The 17,615-nt window shown below is 68.8% G+C and carries 13 protein-coding genes; 4 read left to right on the top strand and 9 right to left on the bottom strand.

Translation table 11 applies throughout. From position 1 onward, the window contains the following. Nucleotide 1: 1 nt before the first annotated feature. Together cysQ and nudE are read right to left on the bottom strand one after the other, a co-directional pair. Complete coding sequence (cysQ, locus tag VN11_RS16690; protein ID WP_053450542.1) at nt 2–805, bottom strand: 3'(2'),5'-bisphosphate nucleotidase CysQ; 804 nt, start codon at nt 803–805, stop codon at nt 2–4. Then, nucleotides 802–1,365, bottom strand: coding sequence for an ADP compounds hydrolase NudE (nudE, locus tag VN11_RS16695; RefSeq protein WP_006464605.1), 564 nt, complete (start codon nt 1,363–1,365; stop codon nt 802–804). Before nudE ends, cysQ begins: the two co-directional genes overlap by 4 nt. Nucleotides 1,366–1,442: 77 nt before the next feature. Between nudE and bioA the strand changes: the two genes are divergently transcribed. After that, nucleotides 1,443–2,834 (top strand): adenosylmethionine--8-amino-7-oxononanoate transaminase, encoded by a 1,392-nt coding sequence (bioA, locus tag VN11_RS16700; protein WP_053450543.1) that lies wholly within the window; start codon nt 1,443–1,445, stop codon nt 2,832–2,834. Then, complete coding sequence (locus tag VN11_RS16705) at nt 2,825–3,562, top strand: 16S rRNA (uracil(1498)-N(3))-methyltransferase (RefSeq protein WP_053450544.1); 738 nt, start codon at nt 2,825–2,827, stop codon at nt 3,560–3,562. The genes bioA and VN11_RS16705 overlap by 10 nt, the downstream gene beginning before the upstream one ends. A 108-nt stretch (nt 3,563–3,670) precedes the next feature. Here the strand turns inward: VN11_RS16705 and VN11_RS16710 are convergent, their stop codons facing one another. The 7 genes from VN11_RS16710 to pilG form a co-directional block, all read right to left on the bottom strand. Next, on the bottom strand, nt 3,671–4,135 hold the full coding sequence (locus VN11_RS16710; protein WP_006464650.1) for a chemotaxis protein CheW: 465 nt from the start codon (nt 4,133–4,135) through the stop codon (nt 3,671–3,673). Further along, nucleotides 4,132–5,454 (bottom strand): chemotaxis protein CheB, encoded by a 1,323-nt coding sequence (locus VN11_RS16715; RefSeq protein ID WP_053450545.1) that lies wholly within the window; start codon nt 5,452–5,454, stop codon nt 4,132–4,134. The genes VN11_RS16710 and VN11_RS16715 overlap by 4 nt, the downstream gene beginning before the upstream one ends. Next, nucleotides 5,441–12,001, bottom strand: coding sequence for an Hpt domain-containing protein (locus VN11_RS16720; RefSeq protein ID WP_053450546.1), 6,561 nt, complete (start codon nt 11,999–12,001; stop codon nt 5,441–5,443). The genes VN11_RS16715 and VN11_RS16720 overlap by 14 nt, the downstream gene beginning before the upstream one ends. Before the next feature lie 100 nt (nt 12,002–12,101). Next, the gene (locus VN11_RS16725) at nt 12,102–14,138 is read right to left on the bottom strand and encodes a methyl-accepting chemotaxis protein (protein ID WP_008266837.1); all 2,037 of its coding nucleotides are present in this window, start codon (nt 14,136–14,138) and stop codon (nt 12,102–12,104) included. A gap of 41 nt (nt 14,139–14,179) precedes the next feature. After that, nucleotides 14,180–14,710 (bottom strand): chemotaxis protein CheW, encoded by a 531-nt coding sequence (locus tag VN11_RS16730; RefSeq protein WP_006464979.1) that lies wholly within the window; start codon nt 14,708–14,710, stop codon nt 14,180–14,182. After that, on the bottom strand, nt 14,710–15,072 hold the full coding sequence (locus VN11_RS16735) for a response regulator (protein ID WP_005410717.1): 363 nt from the start codon (nt 15,070–15,072) through the stop codon (nt 14,710–14,712). The genes VN11_RS16730 and VN11_RS16735 overlap by 1 nt, the downstream gene beginning before the upstream one ends. Before the next feature lie 18 nt (nt 15,073–15,090). After that, the gene (gene pilG, locus VN11_RS16740) at nt 15,091–15,492 is read right to left on the bottom strand and encodes a twitching motility response regulator PilG (protein WP_005418455.1); all 402 of its coding nucleotides are present in this window, start codon (nt 15,490–15,492) and stop codon (nt 15,091–15,093) included. Between the two features lie 240 nt (nt 15,493–15,732). On the opposite strand from pilG, the gene gshB reads away from it, so the two are divergent. Together gshB and VN11_RS16750 are read left to right on the top strand one after the other, a co-directional pair. Further along, complete coding sequence (gshB, locus tag VN11_RS16745; protein ID WP_053450547.1) at nt 15,733–16,680, top strand: glutathione synthase; 948 nt, start codon at nt 15,733–15,735, stop codon at nt 16,678–16,680. Next, the gene (locus VN11_RS16750; RefSeq protein WP_053450548.1) at nt 16,680–17,564 is read left to right on the top strand and encodes an energy transducer TonB family protein; all 885 of its coding nucleotides are present in this window, start codon (nt 16,680–16,682) and stop codon (nt 17,562–17,564) included. The genes gshB and VN11_RS16750 overlap by 1 nt, the downstream gene beginning before the upstream one ends. Nucleotides 17,565–17,615 lie beyond the last annotated feature (51 nt).

The following is a 17,615-nucleotide window of genomic DNA, read 5'->3' on the forward strand; positions in this document are numbered from 1 at the left end:
GTCAATCGGACAACCAGTCGCGCCACGGCAGGCTGGTGTCGCCAAGGGCAATGAAATCGCCGTTCAACAGGGTTTCGCGGCGGTTGTAGCGGAAGGGCTTGCCGGTCGCTGCCGACAGTACCGCACCGCCTGCGGCGTGCAGCACGCACTGGCCGGCGGCGGTATCCCATTCGGAGGTCGGGCCGAGCCGCGGGTAGACGTCCAGGCCGCCTTCGGCGATCCGGCAGAACTTCAGCGACGAGCCCTGGGCAATGGTCTCGATGCGGCCCATGCGGGCCAGCAGCGCCTCGGTCTGCGGTGAGCGGTGCGAGCGGCTGGCGGCGACCCGCAGCGGCGCGGTGGCCGGCGTACGCGTGCGCAGCACGGTGTCATGCAGGCCCTGGCGCCGGTAGGCCAGCTCGCCACGCATGGCATGCCAGACGATGCCGGTGACCGGGGCCAGTACCACGCCGAAGGCGGGCGCGCCCTGGTAGATCAAGGCGATGTTGACGCTGAACTCGCCGTTGCGCTTGACGAACTCGCGGGTGCCGTCCAGCGGGTCGACCAGCCAGTACGCGCCCCAGTGGCGACGCTGCTCCCATGGCACCTGCGCCGATTCCTCGGACAGGACCGGAAGCTCCGGGGTCAGCTGCTGCAGGCCTTGTTCGATCACCTGGTTGGCGGCCAGGTCGGCCGCGGTGACCGGGCTGTTGTCATCCTTGATCCGCACGTCGAAGCCACCGGCATACACCTGCATGATGGCCTGTCCGGCTTCCTGGGCGATGGCGATGGCCGTCTCGCGCAGGTCCGTGGTCAGCTTGATCATCGCGCTCCCTGCAGCCACTGGCGGGCGATGAACAGCGCTGCCAGCGAGCGACCCTCGGAGAAGTCCTCGCGCAGCATCAGCTGGTCCAGCTCGGCCAGCTTCCACGGCACGACCTCCAGCTCTTCCGGCTCATCGCCGGGGAGCTTCTCCGGGTAAAGATCGCGTGCCACCACCAGCCACGACTGATGGCTCATGTAGGTCGGGGCCAGGGTCATCGCGCGCAGCACGTCGACCCGGCGCGCACCGTAGCCAGCCTCTTCCTTCAGCTCACGGTCGGCCGCCTGCTCGGGCGTCTCGCCGGCGTCGATCCGGCCCTTGACCAGGCCCAGCTCATAGCGATGCATGCCGGCCGCGTATTCACGTACCAGCAGCACGGTCTCCTCGTCGAGCATCGGCACCACCACCACCGCGCCATGGCCACGGCTGACCAGGCGCTCGAAGCGGCGGTGCTCGCCGTTGGAGAATTCCAGGTCCAGATGCTGGCGCTGGAAGGGACCGTTCTCTTCATCGGTGATCCGATGGATGATCGGCAAGCGACGGCCGGCACGGTCATCGTTCATGCGGAGTCTCCGCGGCGGCCGGCGCCTGCGCCGGGGCCGATAGAATGTGCAGGCAGCAACATGTTCATGAGCCCGAAATGCTAGCAGACCCAACCCCCTCCCCGCTGGCCCGCCAATGGCGGCAGCGCGACCTGCAGGTGCTGTGGCACCCGTGCACGCAGATGCGCGAGCATCCGCACACCCTGCCGCTGGTGCCGATCGCCCGCGGCGAAGGTGCCTGGCTGATCGACCACGACGGCAATCGCTACCTGGACGCGGTCAGCAGCTGGTGGACCAACCTGTTCGGCCACGCCGAGCCGCGCATCGGCGGCGCCATCGCTGCCCAGGCCGGGCAACTGGAACAGGTGATGCTGGCCGGATTCGGCCACGAGCCGGCCATCATCCTGGCCGAGCGCCTGCTGGCACTGGCGCCGCGCCAACCCGGCCGCGAGCCGCTGGCCAAGGTGTTCTACGCCGACAACGGTTCAGCCGGCGTGGAAGTGGCGCTGAAAATGGCCTTCCAGTACTTCCAGAACCGCGGTGAGTCCCGCCGCACGCGCTTCATCTCGCTGGAGAACGGCTACCACGGCGAGACCCTGGGCGCCCTGGCGCTGGGTGACATTCCGCTGTACCGCCGTGTCTATGCGCCGCTGCTGGCCGAAGGCCTGTTCGCGCCCTCGCCCGATGCCTACCTGGCCGAGCCGGGCCAGAGCCCCGCCGACCGTGCGCGCCAGGCCGCCGACGGGCTGGCCACGCTGTTCGACCAGCACCCGGGCGAGATCTGCGCGGTGATCCTGGAGCCACGCCTGCAGTGCGCGGGCGGCATGCGCATGCATGACCCGGCCTACCTGCAGCGCGTGCGCGAACTGTGCGATGCACACGGTGCGTTCATGATCGCCGACGAGATCGCCACCGGCTTCGGCCGCACCGGCACGCTGTTCGCCTGCGAACAGGCCGGGGTGATGCCGGACCTGATGTGCCTGTCCAAGGGCCTGACCGGCGGCTTCCTGCCACTGGCCGCGGTGCTGGCAACACAGGCGCTGTACGACGCCTTCCTCGATGATTCGCGCGAGCGTGCGTTCCTGCATTCGCACAGCTACACCGGCAACCCGCTGGCCTGCGCGGCCGCCCTGGCAACGCTGGACATCTTCCGCGACGACGATGTGATCGCCCGCAATCGCGGGATCGCTTCGGTGATGGGCACGCTGGCGGCACCGTTTGCCGACCACCCGCACGTGGCCGATGTGCGCCAGGCTGGCATGGTGGTGGCGTTCGAGCTGTCGCGTGACGGCAACAGGCAGACGCCGTTCGACCCGGGCCTGCGGCTGGGGCTGCACGCCTACAAGGCCGCGCTGAAGCGTGGCGTGGTGCTGCGCCCGCTGGGTGACGTGCTGTACTGGATGCCACCCTATTGCGTGGACGACGAACAACTGGAGCTGCTGGCACATACCACGCTGGCAGCGATTGACGAGGCGATTGCATGCGCGTGACCCGCTGCCCCATCGACCTGGCGCTGCACAGCGGCCAGACCCTGGCCCTGCCGGAAGAGACCGCCAACCATCTGGTGCGGGTGATGCGCCTGCGCGAAGGCGATACCTGCGTGCTGTTCAACGGCGACGGCCATGACTACAGCGCCACCCTCACCGTGGCCGGCAAGCGCGAGGTTCAGGTCCGCATCGACGCAGTGGACAGGGTGGACAACGAATCACCGTTGGCGATCACCCTGCTGCAGGGCATCGCCCGTGGCGAGAAGATGGACCTGATCCTGCAGAAGGCCACCGAACTGGGCGTCGCAGCGATCATTCCGGTCAACGCCGAACGCACCGAGGTGAAGCTCGACGCCGCACGCGCCGAGAAGCGCGTAGCGCACTGGAACAACGTGGTGACCTCGGCGTGCGGCCAGTCCGGGCGCGCGCGCATTCCACCGGTGGGTCCGCCCCTGTCACTGGCGCAGGCTGCGGCGGCACTGCCTGCCGATACGTTGCGATTGACACTGGATCCGCAGGGCGCGCATCGGCTGTCGACGCTGGACGCCGCACCGGCCGGCGGCATCGTGATCGCCATCGGCCCGGAAGGCGGTTGGTCGCCGCGCGACCGCGACCAGTTGGCGGCGGCCGGGTTCCAGGGATTGCAGCTGGGCCCGCGGATCCTGCGCACGGAAACCGCCGGCCTGGCCGCGATCGCGGCGCTGCAGGCACGGCTGGGAGACCTGGGGTAAGGCTCGTTTGCTGGCAGTGCCGGCCGCTGGCCGGCATCCACGGGATCATGAGGTTGCCGGCCAGCGGCCGGCACTACCGGGAATTCAAAGTGCCCGGCGGATGTCCGATCAGGCCGCCAGCGAATCCAACGCGGCTTCCAGTGCGTCCAGGTTCGGCAGCAGCGCGCTCTGCTCCCCCAGCAGCACGCGCATGTGCACGATCTGCGGCAGGGTTTCCTCGGAGGCGTCAGCCAGCAGGCCGTCACGCGGCACCGAGATCAGCTGCGGGAAGTTCTGCGTCAGCAGCGCGTAATAGGGACGCTGCGCGTTGCCGGACAGCGCCTTCAGCACCACCACCTTGTTGTGGCCGCCCACGGCTTCCTCGCCCAGCCCGGAAAGCCGCGCGAACGATACCAGTGGCACCTGCCAGCCATGCCAGCCGATCTCGCCGACCAGCCAGCGCGGTGCATCGGCGATCGGCTGCACCGGCACGCGCGACATCATTTCCGCCACCGTAGCGTTGGGCAGCAGCACGCGTTCGCTGCCGGCCTGGATCAGGACGCCGCGGATTTCATCATTGCTGGCGTAGCTCATGGTGCCTCTCCGTTGTCATCCTGCTCACCCCAGCGCGCGGCGATGGCCTGCGCCAGTTCCTGCGGTTCACCGGCAACCATGCCGGCGGCAACGACAGCGGTGGCCGCCGCCGGGTCATAGCAGCCCTCGCCCACCTGCCCGGCCACCCAGGCCCCGGCAGCGGCGAGGTCCAGCGCCGGCCCGACGTGGGCCAGGTCGGCGCCGCTGAGCAGCACCAGCGCGGTGTACTCGGCCGGCAACGCTGCAATCGAGATACCGGCGGCATCGCTGAGGAAATGCAGGCCGTCGCTGGCCGCCTGCACACCGATGTCGTCGGCCAGCACGTGCACTTCACCGGGTACGGCGCGCTGGCCGGCTTCGGCCAGCTGCACCGGCAACGGCGACACGCGCGCCATCTGCTTGACCAGGTTGCCGTAACGACCGCCATCCAGGCGCATGTGCACCAGCACCGGCACGCTCAGCGCAGGCGGCAGCGCTCCGAGCAGGCGGCGCAGGGCATCCGGCCCGCCGATACCCGCCAGCACCAGCAGCGAACCGGCGCGCGCGCCGGCCGGTGCCGCAGCATCCAGGTCGACCAGGCTCAGGTGATCGGTATCGAACGAAGGCAACGGCGCTTCCACCGCAGCGCTGTGCGCAGCGGCGGCCGGTGCATCCGCCACGTCATCGACCAGCGACCACGCCGTGTGGTCGAACGACATCGGCGGTGCGGCCACCGGAGGCGATGGCAGGGCCGGTGCCTCCAGCGGCTCGGGCAGCACCGGCTGCAACGCAGCCAATGCCTGTTCCAGGGCAACCGGTTCGTGCAGGTGCGCCGGCGGCGAGTACAGGGTGTCAGCCGGCACACCGTCGGCCCAGCTCAGCGCCTGCTCCAGATGCGGTTGCAGGGCTTCTTCCTGCGGCGCCGGTGCCGGTGCCGGATGGCCCGGCTCCAGCTGCAGGCTGGGTTCTTCCTCGGCGCCGGGCGGCAGCACCTGCTGGTGACCATGCAGCTTGGCCGCCAGATGCCGGCCCCAGCGCTGCGCGTCCCAGCCATCCCGGCGCGCCGCCAGTTCGGCCTCGTCGAATACCAGGGTCAGGCCCGGCGCGGACAGCACGGGCTCAAGGCGCTCCAGCGCATCCTCGATGGCCGCCTCCAGGGCGATCACCACGATCTGCGGACGGGCATCCTGCAGCAGCTGCGGCTCCAGGCCGTTCGGGTCGTCTTCCAGCACCAGCTGCACATCGGCGTGCGACAGTGCCTCGCGCAGGCGCTCACGCGCCGCACCCGGGCGGGCAAGCAGGGCGACGGCCGGGGCCGGATGGGCTTCACTCACGGACACGGGCGATCCCCAGCAGGTCGTACACGTTACGCATCAGGTCCAGTTCCTGGTAAGGCTTGCCCAGGTAGCGCTGGACACCGATCTCGAAGGCGCGCTGGCGGTGCTTGTCGCCGCTGCGCGAGGTGATCATCACGATCGGCACCTCCCTGTAGCGCGGGTCGGCACGCATGGCGGTGGCGAGCTCGTAGCCATCCATGCGCGGCATCTCGATGTCCAGCAGCATCAGGTCAGGCACGCGCTCTTCCAGGCGCTCCAGCGCTTCCACGCCGTCGCGGGCAACGCTGACCTCGAAGTTGTGGCGTTCGAGGATGCGGCCGGTGACCTTGCGCATGGTCAGCGAGTCGTCGACCACCATCACCAGCGGCACCTGGCGCTCCTGGCGCGGTGCGTTGGCCAGTACCGGCAGCGTCGGGTTGGCCAGGAAACGACGCACCAGCGGTGCAACGTCGAGGATCACCACCACGCGGCCATCGCCAGTGATGGTGGCACCGTAGATACCTGGCACCGAAGCAATCTGCAGGCCGACCGGCTTGACCACGATTTCACGGTTGCCCAGCACCTGGTCGATCGCCACGGCGGCACGCAGGTCGCCGGCGCGGACCAGCAGCAGCGGCACCTGGTCCTGGCCGTCGGCACGCGCCGGGGCCTGGCCGACCAGGGTGCCAAGGTCGTACAGCGGGTAGTCTTCGCCGCTGTAGCGGTAGCTGCTGTCGGCCGCTTCAAAGCGCTCGCGCGACAGGCGGCCGATACCACTGACCGAGGCGACCGGCACCGCGAAGGTGGTTTCGCCGATCTGCACGAACACCGCCTGGGTGACGGCCAGCGTCTGCGGCAGGCGCAGGGTGAAGCGCACGCCCTGGCCGCGTACCGACTGGATGTCGACCGAGCCACCGAGCTGGCGCACCTCGTTGCGCACCACGTCCATGCCCACGCCACGGCCCGCCAGCTGGCTGACCTGGTCGGCGGTGGTGAAGCCGGAAGCGAAGATCAGGTTGTCCAGTTCCTGCTCGTTCGGCTGCGCATCGGCGGCCAGCAGGCCACGGTCGATGGCGCGGCGGCGGATCGCTTCGCGGTCCAGGCCGGCGCCGTCATCGGCCACTTCCAGCACGATTTCCGAACCTTCGCGGTGCAGGCGGATGGCAATCTCGCCTTCCTCCGGCTTGCCGGCGGCGCGGCGCTGTTCCGGTGCTTCCAGGCCATGGGCCACGGAGTTGCGCAGCATGTGCTCCAGCGGCGCGACCATGCGGTCGAGGACGTTGCGGTCCAGTTCGCCGTGGGTGCCTTCCAGGGTCAGGTGAACCTGCTTGCCGGTGTCCAGGCCCGACTGGCGGACCACCCGGCGCAGGCGCGGCACCAGGCCATCGAACGGCACCATGCGCGCGCGCATCAGGCCATCCTGCAGTTCCGAACTGACGCGCGACTGCTGCTGCAGCAGCGAGTCGTACTGGCGCGACAGGTCGTCGAGCACGCCCTGCAGGCCGCCAAGGTCGGCCGCCGATTCGTTCAGTGCGCGGCTCAGCTGCTGCAGCGTGGAGAAGCGGTCCAGCTCCAGCGGATCGAACTTCTGGTCGGCCTGGTCCTGCTCGCGCTGGTAGCGGGCAACGATCTGCGCCTCGGTTTCCAGATCGAGGCGGCGCAGCTGGTCGCGCAGTCGCGCATTGGTGCGCTCCAGTTCGCCCATGGCGCCGCGGAAGGCACCGAGCTGCTGTTCAAGCCGCGAACGGTAGATCGCCACTTCACCGGCGTGGTTGACCAGGCGGTCGAGCAGATCGGCACGTACGCGCACCTGTTCCTGCTGCGGTCGCGCCAGCGGGTCTTCTTCGACCATGCCTTCGATCGGCAGCGGTGCCGACAACGGAGCGTCGACCATGGCGGTCGACGGGCTGTCGGCCGGCGCGGGTACGCTCTGGCCCACGCTGGCCGCGTGGACGGCCGCGGCGGCGGCGATATCGGTGGTGGTGCGGACGTCGAAGGCGTCGACCAGGTCCTGCGCCGGCTCGACCACGCGATGGGCACCGGTACGGGTGAGCAGCTGGTGCAGGCGATCGAAGCCACGTTCCAACAGCTGCACGTCACGGCGCTCGATCTCGGTGCGGCCGGCGGCCACCGCTTCCAGCAACGATTCGATGCTGTGGCCAAGGTCGCCGATGGCATTGATGCCGGCCATGCGTGCGCCACCCTTCAGGGTATGCAGGTCGCGCTGCAGGCCGGCCAGCACCTCGCGGTCCTGCGGCGCATCGCGCAGTTCGCTGATCAGGCCATCGCAATGATCCAGCAGGTCCTTGCCTTCCTCGACGAAGATGTCGACCAGCTCGCGGTCATACACGCTGAAGTCGAGTGCCTCGGCGCTGTCCGTGCCTTCTTCCCAGGCAACTGCTTCAACATGGGCCGGTGCACTGGGCGCGAGATCGATCTCGACCGGCTCGACGTCGGTAGGCACGGCGGCCTGGCCCGGTGCGTCTTCGAGTTCGAAGAAGCGCACCGGCGCTTCGGCATCCACTGGGGGCTGCCCATCCACCGTCGCCGGGGACGGCTGGTCGGCGCTCTCTCCTTCACCGACCGCCGCCTCCCCGCCGACGTCCGCATCCTCGGCAAAGGCGTCTGCCTCGCCTGGCGCGAGTTCGCTGGCCTGGAGGCCGAGCACGGGCCACTGCCCGTCGTCGTCCAGGGTCTGCTCTTCGTCGATCACGTGCAGGCCGGCCTCGAGCGCGGCTGCCAGCGTGACCGGTTCTGCAAAACCCGGCACAGCCATTTCATCCTGAAGGCTCGACAGCCCGCTGTCGAGTGGCAGTGCAGCAGCTTCGTCGATGAAGCGGTCTTCGCTGTCCAGTCCGTCGTCGGGCGACTGCGTATTCAGGTCGATTGCGACAACTTCTGCGACCGCAGGCAGTTCATCGGCGTCGCGGTCATCCACCGGCAGGGCGCTGGCGTCGAGGTATGGCGACAGATCGTCTGCAGCGGTCAGGTCGGCTCCGGCGTCCGGCGCCGGTGCGGCGTCCGCTTCGGCCACTGCTGCAAGCGTCGCATGCTCGACCTGTTGGATCGATTCAATCGACCCGATGTCCGAGCTGGCCGCTTCGCCCTCAGCCGGCACCGCCGGCCATCCGGCATCGAAGTAGCGCGACAGATCTTCGCTGCCGGTCAGCTCAGCGGCATCCAGGCCCGCGCCGATCGCGTCCGTGCTCTCCGCTGCCTGCACTTCGACAGCACGCGGTCCCAGCACCGGCTCGTCAGCTTCGGCTGCGGCAGCATCCGGCACCTCGGCAGCCTGCGTATCGGCTGCGGCGCCAGACGCTGCTTCGGCCTCCAGCGCCAGATCGTCGTCTTCGTCTTCCAGCCCGACCATCGGCCAGCGCGCTTCCGGCAGTTCGCCGGCCAGCGCCTGCAGGCGCTGCACCAGTGCTTCCTGCGGTGCAATCCGCGGCTGCTCGGCCTGCAAGGCTTCCATGGTCGCGGTGATCGCCTGCGCGGTCGCGTCCAGCGCGGCCACGCCCTCGTCACCCGGCACCACATCGGCGGCCAGTGCACGCTTGATGTAGGACTCGGCGCCGCCGGTGACGGCGGTGATTTCCGGCACTTCGGTCATCGCGAAGGCGCCATTCATGGTGTGCACCGCGCGCAGCAGCGCGTCGCTGACCGGCTGCGGCGCCTGCTGCGCCGAACGCAACCAGTCCTGCAGAGTCGCCTGGTGCACTTCCACTTCGGCTTCGAGGATCTCGCGCAGCACGCTGTCGATGTTGGCGGGCGTGCCCACAGCCTCGGGTGCCGCCTCAGCGTCAGTGTGTACCGATGCAATCGCTTCGGCTTCGAGAATGCGGCTGATCTCGTCCTCGCCTTCGGCCTCGGTCTCGAGCACGGGTGCCAGCGGTGCAGCTGCAACCGGCAGCGGCACGTAGTAGGTTTCTTCACCGGCGCCGACACGATCGGCAATGGCCTGCATGGCCTGCAGGTCCACGCTGATGCGCTGGCCGTGGCGCAGCGCGCCATTCAGCTGCGGCAGCGCGGCATGCGCGTTGTCGACCATGGCCAGCACCGCCGGCGAGGCCGGGCGGCTGCCATCGAGCACGCGGTTGAGCATGCCCTCGATCTTCCACGCGAACTCGCCCAGGGTGCGTGCACCGACCAGGCGGCCACTGCCCTTGAGGGTGTGGAAGATGCGGCGGATCGGCCGCAGCCGGTCCATGTTGTCCGGCTGCATGCGCCATGCCGGCAGCAAGGTGCCGAGATTGGCCAGTTCGTCGTCGAACTCTTCCAGGAACACCTCGCGGATGTCCTCGTCGATGTTCTCGGCGTCATCATCGAAGCCTGCTTCGAACCCGGCCTCGGCATCCGTCGCAACGGACGCTTCGGCAACGGTCGGTGCAGCCACGGCCTGCGGATTGAAGTCCGCGGCGGCCGCACTCAGCTCGGCGAAGAACTGCGCGTCAGCTTCGCTGAAATCGATCGGTGCGATGGTGTCGATATCGATCACCGAGACCGCGGGTGCATCCACAGGCGCGGCGTCCAGTCCGGCAACCGCCGGAGCCTCGTCCGACAGCGTTGCCGGGCCGGCATCGACGATCTCCAGCGACGGGTGCTGCCCGGAATCGTCGTCCAGCGACAGCGTCTCCATCGCATGCAGCGACAGCACATCATCGGCGTTGTCCAACGCATCGGCGTCGAAGCGGAACACCACGTCGTCGTGCGCCGCCACAGCGTCGTGCTCGGCGGCCACCGGGTCGAACACCGGCGCGGCGTGCGCATCGGGGTCGATTCCTGCCGTCGCGCCTGCGTCCTCGTCGGCATCGACAGCGACCGCATCCGCCCGTGCCGACGGCACGGCCTCCGAAAGCGTCCACTGTGCCGCAGCGCCCTGCCCTGCATCGCCCTGTTCGAAGCTGACCGGATCGAAGCTGGCAAAGGTCGGGCTGCGCTCATCGCCAGCGGCGTCGAGTGGATCGGCATCCGGATGGAACGGCGCAAGATCCCATTGCGGGACGTCGGGTGCGGGCGCACTGGAAGCGGCAAAGACCAGCGGTGCCTCCGCGTCGTCCTGCAGCGACAGCGGCGCGGTAGCGGCGTCGATCGCGGCGGAGCCCAGCGCACCGAACATCAGGCGGTTGTCGACAACCTCTGGCGCGGGTGCGACCGGTGGCGGATCGAAAGTGAAGTCCGGCAGCGGCACCGGCACGGTGCCTGCCGCAGGCGCGGCCGGCTGCACCGGAATCTCGATGCGCTCCGGCTGCAGGGCCTCGGCCTGCAGCGCAACCGGCTCACGTTCGACCGGCTGTGCCGCGAACGATGCCGGCTCGACCGCGTTGCGGTCCGGCAGCGGCCAGTAACGCAGCGCCTCGAGGCTGCTGCGGGTGATGTCGAGGATGTCCTCACGACCCGGACGACGGTCGCGCAGGGCTTCCAGGTAGTACTCCAGGCTGGCCATGGCGTCGGCCAGGGTGTCCAGCTGACGACCGCTGGGCACGCGCTGGCGCCCGATCAACTCGGCCTCGATGTACTGCTGCACACCGCGCAGGTAGTCGGCCGCCGTGCCCAGGTCGAGCATGCGCAGTGCGCCGGCCACATCGCCCAGCAGGCGCGGCACGTCCTGCAGCTCGGCATGGTTCCAGCTGGTTTCGATGAAGGCGACGAAGTGTTCGCGCGCCGCCGCGAAGTTGGCGATCGCTTCGTGCGCCAGCACTTCCACCGTGCGCCGGTTCTCGACCGCGCTCGGGTCGTCCTCGCCACTGCCGCCGGCGCCCAGATGGGCCACCTGGTCGTCCAGCGAGGCATCCACGTAAAGCAGCGCGCCGGCAATATCCAGCAGCAGGTTCTCGTCGATCTGCTGGCGGCCCTCGACCACGCCGCGCAGCGCGTCGCGCTGCTGCACGACCACGCCACGGGCCACGCCAAGGCCCATCATGCCCAGGGTATCGGCCACCGCGCCCAGTTCGTTGGCCTGGGTCTGCAGCTGCTCCGGTGCACCGCCGGTACGCAGGTGCAGGTCCAGCGCGTCCTTGATGCGCAGCAGTTCTTCCTTCACCGCGCTGCCGACGGTGTCCAGCAGTTCGCGGTTGCGCCCGCTCAGGCTGCCACGGGCATGGTCCAGCTCGGCCTCGGTGGCGGTGACGCTGTCCGGTGCGAACGCCAGCAGCACGCTGTCATGCACGCCGTCCTCGCCACGCGCGGCGCGGATCTCGTTGAGCAGCGGCATCAGCACGATCGGAATATCGCGGTGGCCGTTCTGCAGGCGTTCCAGGTAATCGGGCAGCAGCACGCTGCCGCGCATCAGCGTCGCGCAGGCTTCGTCACGATCGGCGACGCGGCCAGCGCCAATGGCATTGGCCAGCTGTTCAAGCTCTTCGGCCACCATCGCCGGGGCGTACAGCTCGACCATGCGCAGGGTGCCCTGCACCTGGTGCAGGAAGCCGGCGCAGATGCGCATGCGGCTGGCATCGCTCGGGTCTTCCGCGTAGTACTCGACCTCGTTGCGCACCTGGCGCAGGGTCTCGTCCAGCTCGGGCTTGACCCAGCCCAGCGCCGCGTGGCTCATCGCATCGCGCAGACTGCTCATGGACGCGCTCCGGTCGCCGCCGCGCGAAGGCCGCGCGAATTCTGGCGTGGGAAATGGAAATGCTTCATCGAGGGGTTCCTTGCTCGCCGCCCTGCCCGCGTCACGCCGGCAGCTTGAAGTCGGCGACCGAACGACGCAGGTCGGCCGCCAGCTGCGCCAGGTGGCCGATCGATTCGGCGGTCTGCCCGGCACCCTGCGAGGTCTGGCCGGTGATCTGCCGGATCACGCCCATGGTGCGGGTGATGTCCGAGGCCGCCGCGGACTGCTGCTGGGCGGCGATGGAGATGTTCTTGATGAGGGTGTTCAGTGCATTGGACACGCGCTCGATCTCGGTCAGCGCGGTGCCCGCATCCTCGGCCAGGCGCGCACCGGACACCACTTCGGCGGTGGTCTGCTCCATCGAGGTGACCGCTTCGTTGGTGTCGGCCTGGATCGCCTGCACCAGGTTTTCGATGCGTCGGGTCGCACCCGAGGTACGTTCTGCCAGGCGCTGCACTTCGTCGGCCACGACCGCGAAACCGCGACCGGCCTCGCCCGCCGAGGCGGCCTGCACGGCGGCGTTCAACGCCAGGATGTTGGTCTGCTCGGAAATGTCGTTGATCAGTTCCACGATCGAGCCGATTTCCTGCGACGACTCGCCCAGGCGCTTGATGCGCTTGGAGGTTTCCTGGATCTGGTCGCGGATCTGGTCCATGCCCTGGATGGTCTCGCGCACCACGCCGGCACCCTCGGCGGCGATCACCACCGAGCGCTGTGCCACGTCGGCCGATTCGGCCGAGTTGCGCGACACCTGCTCGATGCTCGCCGCGATTTCGCCGATGCGGTCCGAGGCCGAGGTGATCTGGTTGGCCTGGTGGCCCGCCGCCTCTGCCAGCTGCATGGCGGTCGCCTGGGTTTCCTGGGTGGACAGCGCGACCTTGGCCGAGGTGTCGTTGATGGTGGTCACCAGGTGGCGCAGTTCGTCGACCGCGTAATTGATTGCGTCGGCGATGGCGCCGGTCATGTCCTCGGTCACCGAGGCTTTCACCGTCAGGTCACCCTCGCCGAGCGAGGAGATTTCATCCAGCAGCCGCATGATCGCCTGCTGGTTGCGGCTGTTGAACTCCACCTGGGTCTGGTAGCGCAGTTCCTGCTCGCGCGAGCGGCTGCGCACGTTGGTGGAAACGAAGCCGATGATCGCGATCAGCGACAGCGCGCCGGACACCACGCCGATCCAGAAATTCGGGAACAGGCGGGTATCGGACACCGAGCCGAACGAGGAGAACGCTTCGAACAGCTTGCGGCTGTCATCCAGCATGTGCGCCGAACCCTGGCCCAGCGCGGTGGCGGCCGACTGCGCGGCGAACAGCTGGCGCGAGCTGGCCAGGATCGCGTCGGCGTCCTGCTTCATCGCCTCCCACTTCTGCTGCGATTGTTCCAGCGCGGCGATGGCGGCGGCACCGCGTACGGCGGTGATGCCCAGTTCGTCGTTGCCGTTGCGCAGGCCGTCGAGCACCTGCGAGAACACGGTGATGTCGCGGGCCAGCGCGTCACCGGCGGTGGCCGCGGCGCTGCCACCGGCACGCATTTCGGTCACGCGGCGGGCCATCGAGCCGGCCACCACCACCTGCTGCAGCGCGCTGTACACCTGCGCCGACGGAGCGCCGGAAGCGGACATCGCGCGCACCAGCTCGTTCAGCTGGGCCTGCAGGCCCGGCACCGCGCCGGTGAAGTTGTTGGCGTTGCCGGCCAGGGCCAGCACCGCCGGTTCGCTGGCAACCAGCTGCCCGGCCTGCTTGCCCAGCGGCGCCCAGGTCTCGCCCAGCGTGGCAATGGCACCGGACACGCCGGGCTCCTTGCCGTAGCGCCCCTGTAGGGTCGACACGTTCTGCTCGATCGCATTGCGGGTCGCCTTGAAGGCGGTGAACGCCTGCGCGTTGCCGCCGACGGCGTCACGGCCCTGGTTGGCCAGCTGCTGTGACAGCACCTGCAGGTCGGCCGCCTTGGAACCGGCATCCGCCAGGCGGCTGCCCTGCCAGGTGGCGACGCCGGTGTTGACGCCGAACAGGATCATCGATGCCAGCAGCAGGAACAGCCAGAGGTTGCTGCCGCCCAGCCGCAGCTTGCCGGATTTGGTGGCGTCCGAAGCAGTACTCATCGTTCAACCTCGATCTTCAATGCAGGGGGCGATGCCCGGCCTCAGGCCGCGGCTTGCCGGAATTCAGGGGTGCGCGACAGCAGCGAGAGCGAGAACACGCCCCAGTCGTGGCCGTCGGCATGGAAGGCGCGGTCGACGAAATGGCCGTAGCGCCCTTCGGCCAGCGTGCCGGCCGCGATCTGCTGGTCCAGTTCGAAGCTGCGCTGGCCGAACAGTTCATCGATGGTCAGCGCGACGTCGCCACCGGCCTGGCGCATGATCAGCACGCGCTGGCCTTCCTGCTGCACGGTACGCGTGCCTTCCAGGAAGTACTTCAGGTCGACCACCGGAAACAGGTTGCCGCGCAGGTTACCCACGCCCAGCAGCCACGGCTGTGCACACGGCACCGGGGTCACTGGCGGCATCGGCACGATTTCCACCACTTCACGGAAATCGGATACCAGCCGGCGCTGGCCCACGCGGTAACCGACGCCACGCCACAGGTCCAGGGCGAACTGCCGCTCGGGCAGCTGCACCGCGTGGGCCAGGCTGCGCCGTTCGTAGGCCTCAAGGATGTCGAAGGGCGAGCGCATCAGGCCACCAGTTCGTTGATCCGCGCGATCAGTTCATCCTCGCGCGGCGGCTTGACGATGTAATCGGCCGCGCCCTGGCGCAGGCCCCATGCCTTGTCGGTTTCCATCGCCTTGGTGCTGACGATGATCACCGGGATGTGCTTGATCGCTGCGTCACGGGCCATCGCCCGGGTCGCCTGGAAGCCGCTCATGCCGGGCAGGACCACGTCCATCAGCACCAGCTGCGGCACCTGGTCGCGGACCAGCTGCAGTCCATCCTCGGCGTTGTCCGCTTCCAGCACCTCATGGCCGGCACGGCGCAGCCACTGGGTGAACACCGCGCGGTCGGTCGGTGAATCCTCGATCAGAACGATACGAGCCATTGTGCCTTTCCCCCCTGGTCAGGCGTTGACGTATGTGCGGATGGCACCCAGCAGTTCTTCACGCGTGAATGGCTTGGTCAGGTACTGCTCCGAGCCGACGATGCGTCCCCGCGCCTTGTCGAACAGGCCATCCTTGGACGACAGCATGATCACCGGGGTCGCCTTGAACAGCTGGTTGCCCTTGATCAGCGCACACGTCTGGTACCCGTCCAGGCGCGGCATCATGATGTCGACGAAGATGATCTGCGGTTGCTGGTCTGCGATCTTGGCAAGCGCTTCGAAGCCGTCGGTGGCGGTGACCACCTCGCAGCCTTCGCGCTTGAGCAGCGTTTCCGCAGTCCTGCGGATGGTCTTCGAATCATCGATGACCATCACCCGGAGTCCTGCGAGTTCCCCGCCCGCAGTCGTGTTTTCAGTCATTGCCTATCCCCAAGCGCACGGCCCGTTCTCTGGCGGGGGCCGCTACGAAAGCGTATCTATATCGCACTTTCCGCGCCCGCTTCAAGGCCGGCCCACGGCGCAGGGGGTGGCGGCCGGCTGAACGTGACGGGGTTCGCAATGATTGCGCTGCCGCCGGGCGGACGCTGCGTTGCAGTACGGCAGGGAGGCGCGCGGCCGGCGTTGCCGCTACCATCAACGCCTTGCCTGACAGGTGCGCCCATGCCGTTGAACGTCATCGTGGTGATGGACCCCATCGCCCACATCAAGATCGCCAAGGACACCACTTTCGCCATGCTGCTGGAAGCCCAGCGCCGCGGCCATGCCCTGCACTACGTGCGCCCGGGCGGCCTGGCCCTGGAAGGCGGCGTTGCGGTGGCCCAGACCGCGCCGCTGCAGGTGCGCGACGACCCGTCCGGCTGGTATGAGCTGGGCACGTTCAGCCGTACCGAGTTCGGCCCCGGCCAGATCGTGCTGATGCGCAAGGACCCGCCGGTCGACGCCGAGTACATCTACGACACCCAGGTGCTGGACGTGGCCGCCGCCGCCGGCGCCTGCGTGGTCAACAACCCGCAGGGCCTGCGCGACTACAACGAGAAGCTGGCCGCCCTGCTGTTCCCGCAGTGCTGCCCGCCGACCCTGGTCAGCCGCGATGCCAAGGCATTGAAGGCGTTCGCACTGGAACACGGCCAGGCCGTGCTGAAGCCGCTGGATGGCATGGGCGGACGCTCGATCTTCCGCAGCGGCCAGGGCGATCCGAACCTGAACGTGATCCTGGAAACGCTGACCGACGGCGGCCGCAAGCTGGCGCTGGCCCAGAAGTTCATTCCCGACATCACGGCCGGTGACAAGCGCATCCTGCTGGTCGACGGCGAGCCGGTCGACTACTGCCTGGCGCGCATTCCGCAGGGTGACGAATTCCGCGGCAACCTGGCCGCCGGCGGCCGTGGCGAAGGCCGCCCGCTGAGCGAGCGCGACCGTTGGATCGCCGCCCAGGTCGGACCGGAAATGAAGCGCCGCGGCATGCGCTTCGTCGGCCTGGACGTGATCGGCGATTACCTGACCGAGGTCAACGTGACCAGCCCGACCTGCGTGCGCGAGCTGGACGCACAGTACGGCCTGAACATCGCCGGCACCCTGTTCGACGCACTCGAGGCCGGCCTGCGTTGATGGCTGCCGCGCCTGCCGTGCTGCCCCCGCCACCGCGCGAAGCGCAGCGGCTGGGAGCGACCATCGCGCTGTCGGTCGTGGTGCACGCCCTGCTGATCCTGGGCGTGGGCTTTGCGGTGAAGGGCGATGCGCCGTTGGTGCCGACGCTGGAGGTGATCTTCAGCCAGACCCGCACCGCGCTGACCCCGAAGCAGGCCGACTTCCTTGCCGCGGCCAGCCAGGAAGGCGGTGGTGAGCACGACCGTGCACAGCGCCCGCGCGACAACCAGGCCGGCATCGTGCCGCAGGCCCAGGCCGGGGTGAGCCCTGTGCCGCAGCAGCAACAATCGGCCGCGCCGGCTCCGCCGCCGCAGGCACGCGTGGTCAGCAGCCGCAATGGCCAGGACACAGTGGCGCAGGCGCAGGCGCGGCCCACGCCGGAGCAGCCCGAACCGGATGCGCCGCTGAGCGCACGTGAGCAGCGCGACGTGGAAATGGCGCGACTGGCGGCCGAGGTGCATCTGCGTTCGGCGCAGTACGCCAAGCGCCCGAACCGCAAGTTCGTGTCGGCCAGCACGCGGGAATATGCCTATGCCAATTACCTGCGTGCGTGGGTCGACCGTGCCGAGCGGGTGGGCAACCTGAACTATCCGGACGAGGCCCGGCAGCGCCGCCTCGGTGGCCAGGTGGTGATCAGCGTGGGCGTGCGTCGCGATGGCAGCGTGGAGAGCAGCCGGATCCTGCGTTCGAGCGGCACGCCCTTGCTGGATGAGGCGGCGCTGCGGGTGGTGAAGCTGGCGCAGCCGTTCCCGCCGTTGCCGAAGACAGACGATGCGATCGACATCCTGCAGGTCACCCGCACGTGGGTATTCCTGCCCGGTGGCACCCTGCACGACGATCGATAGGGTTTTGCTGCCCGGGCCTGCGGCCCGGGACCCGCTGCGAAGCAAAGTCAA

This window comes from Stenotrophomonas maltophilia (assembly GCF_001274595.1).
GTDB classification, from domain to species: Bacteria; Pseudomonadota; Gammaproteobacteria; order Xanthomonadales; family Xanthomonadaceae; genus Stenotrophomonas; species Stenotrophomonas forensis.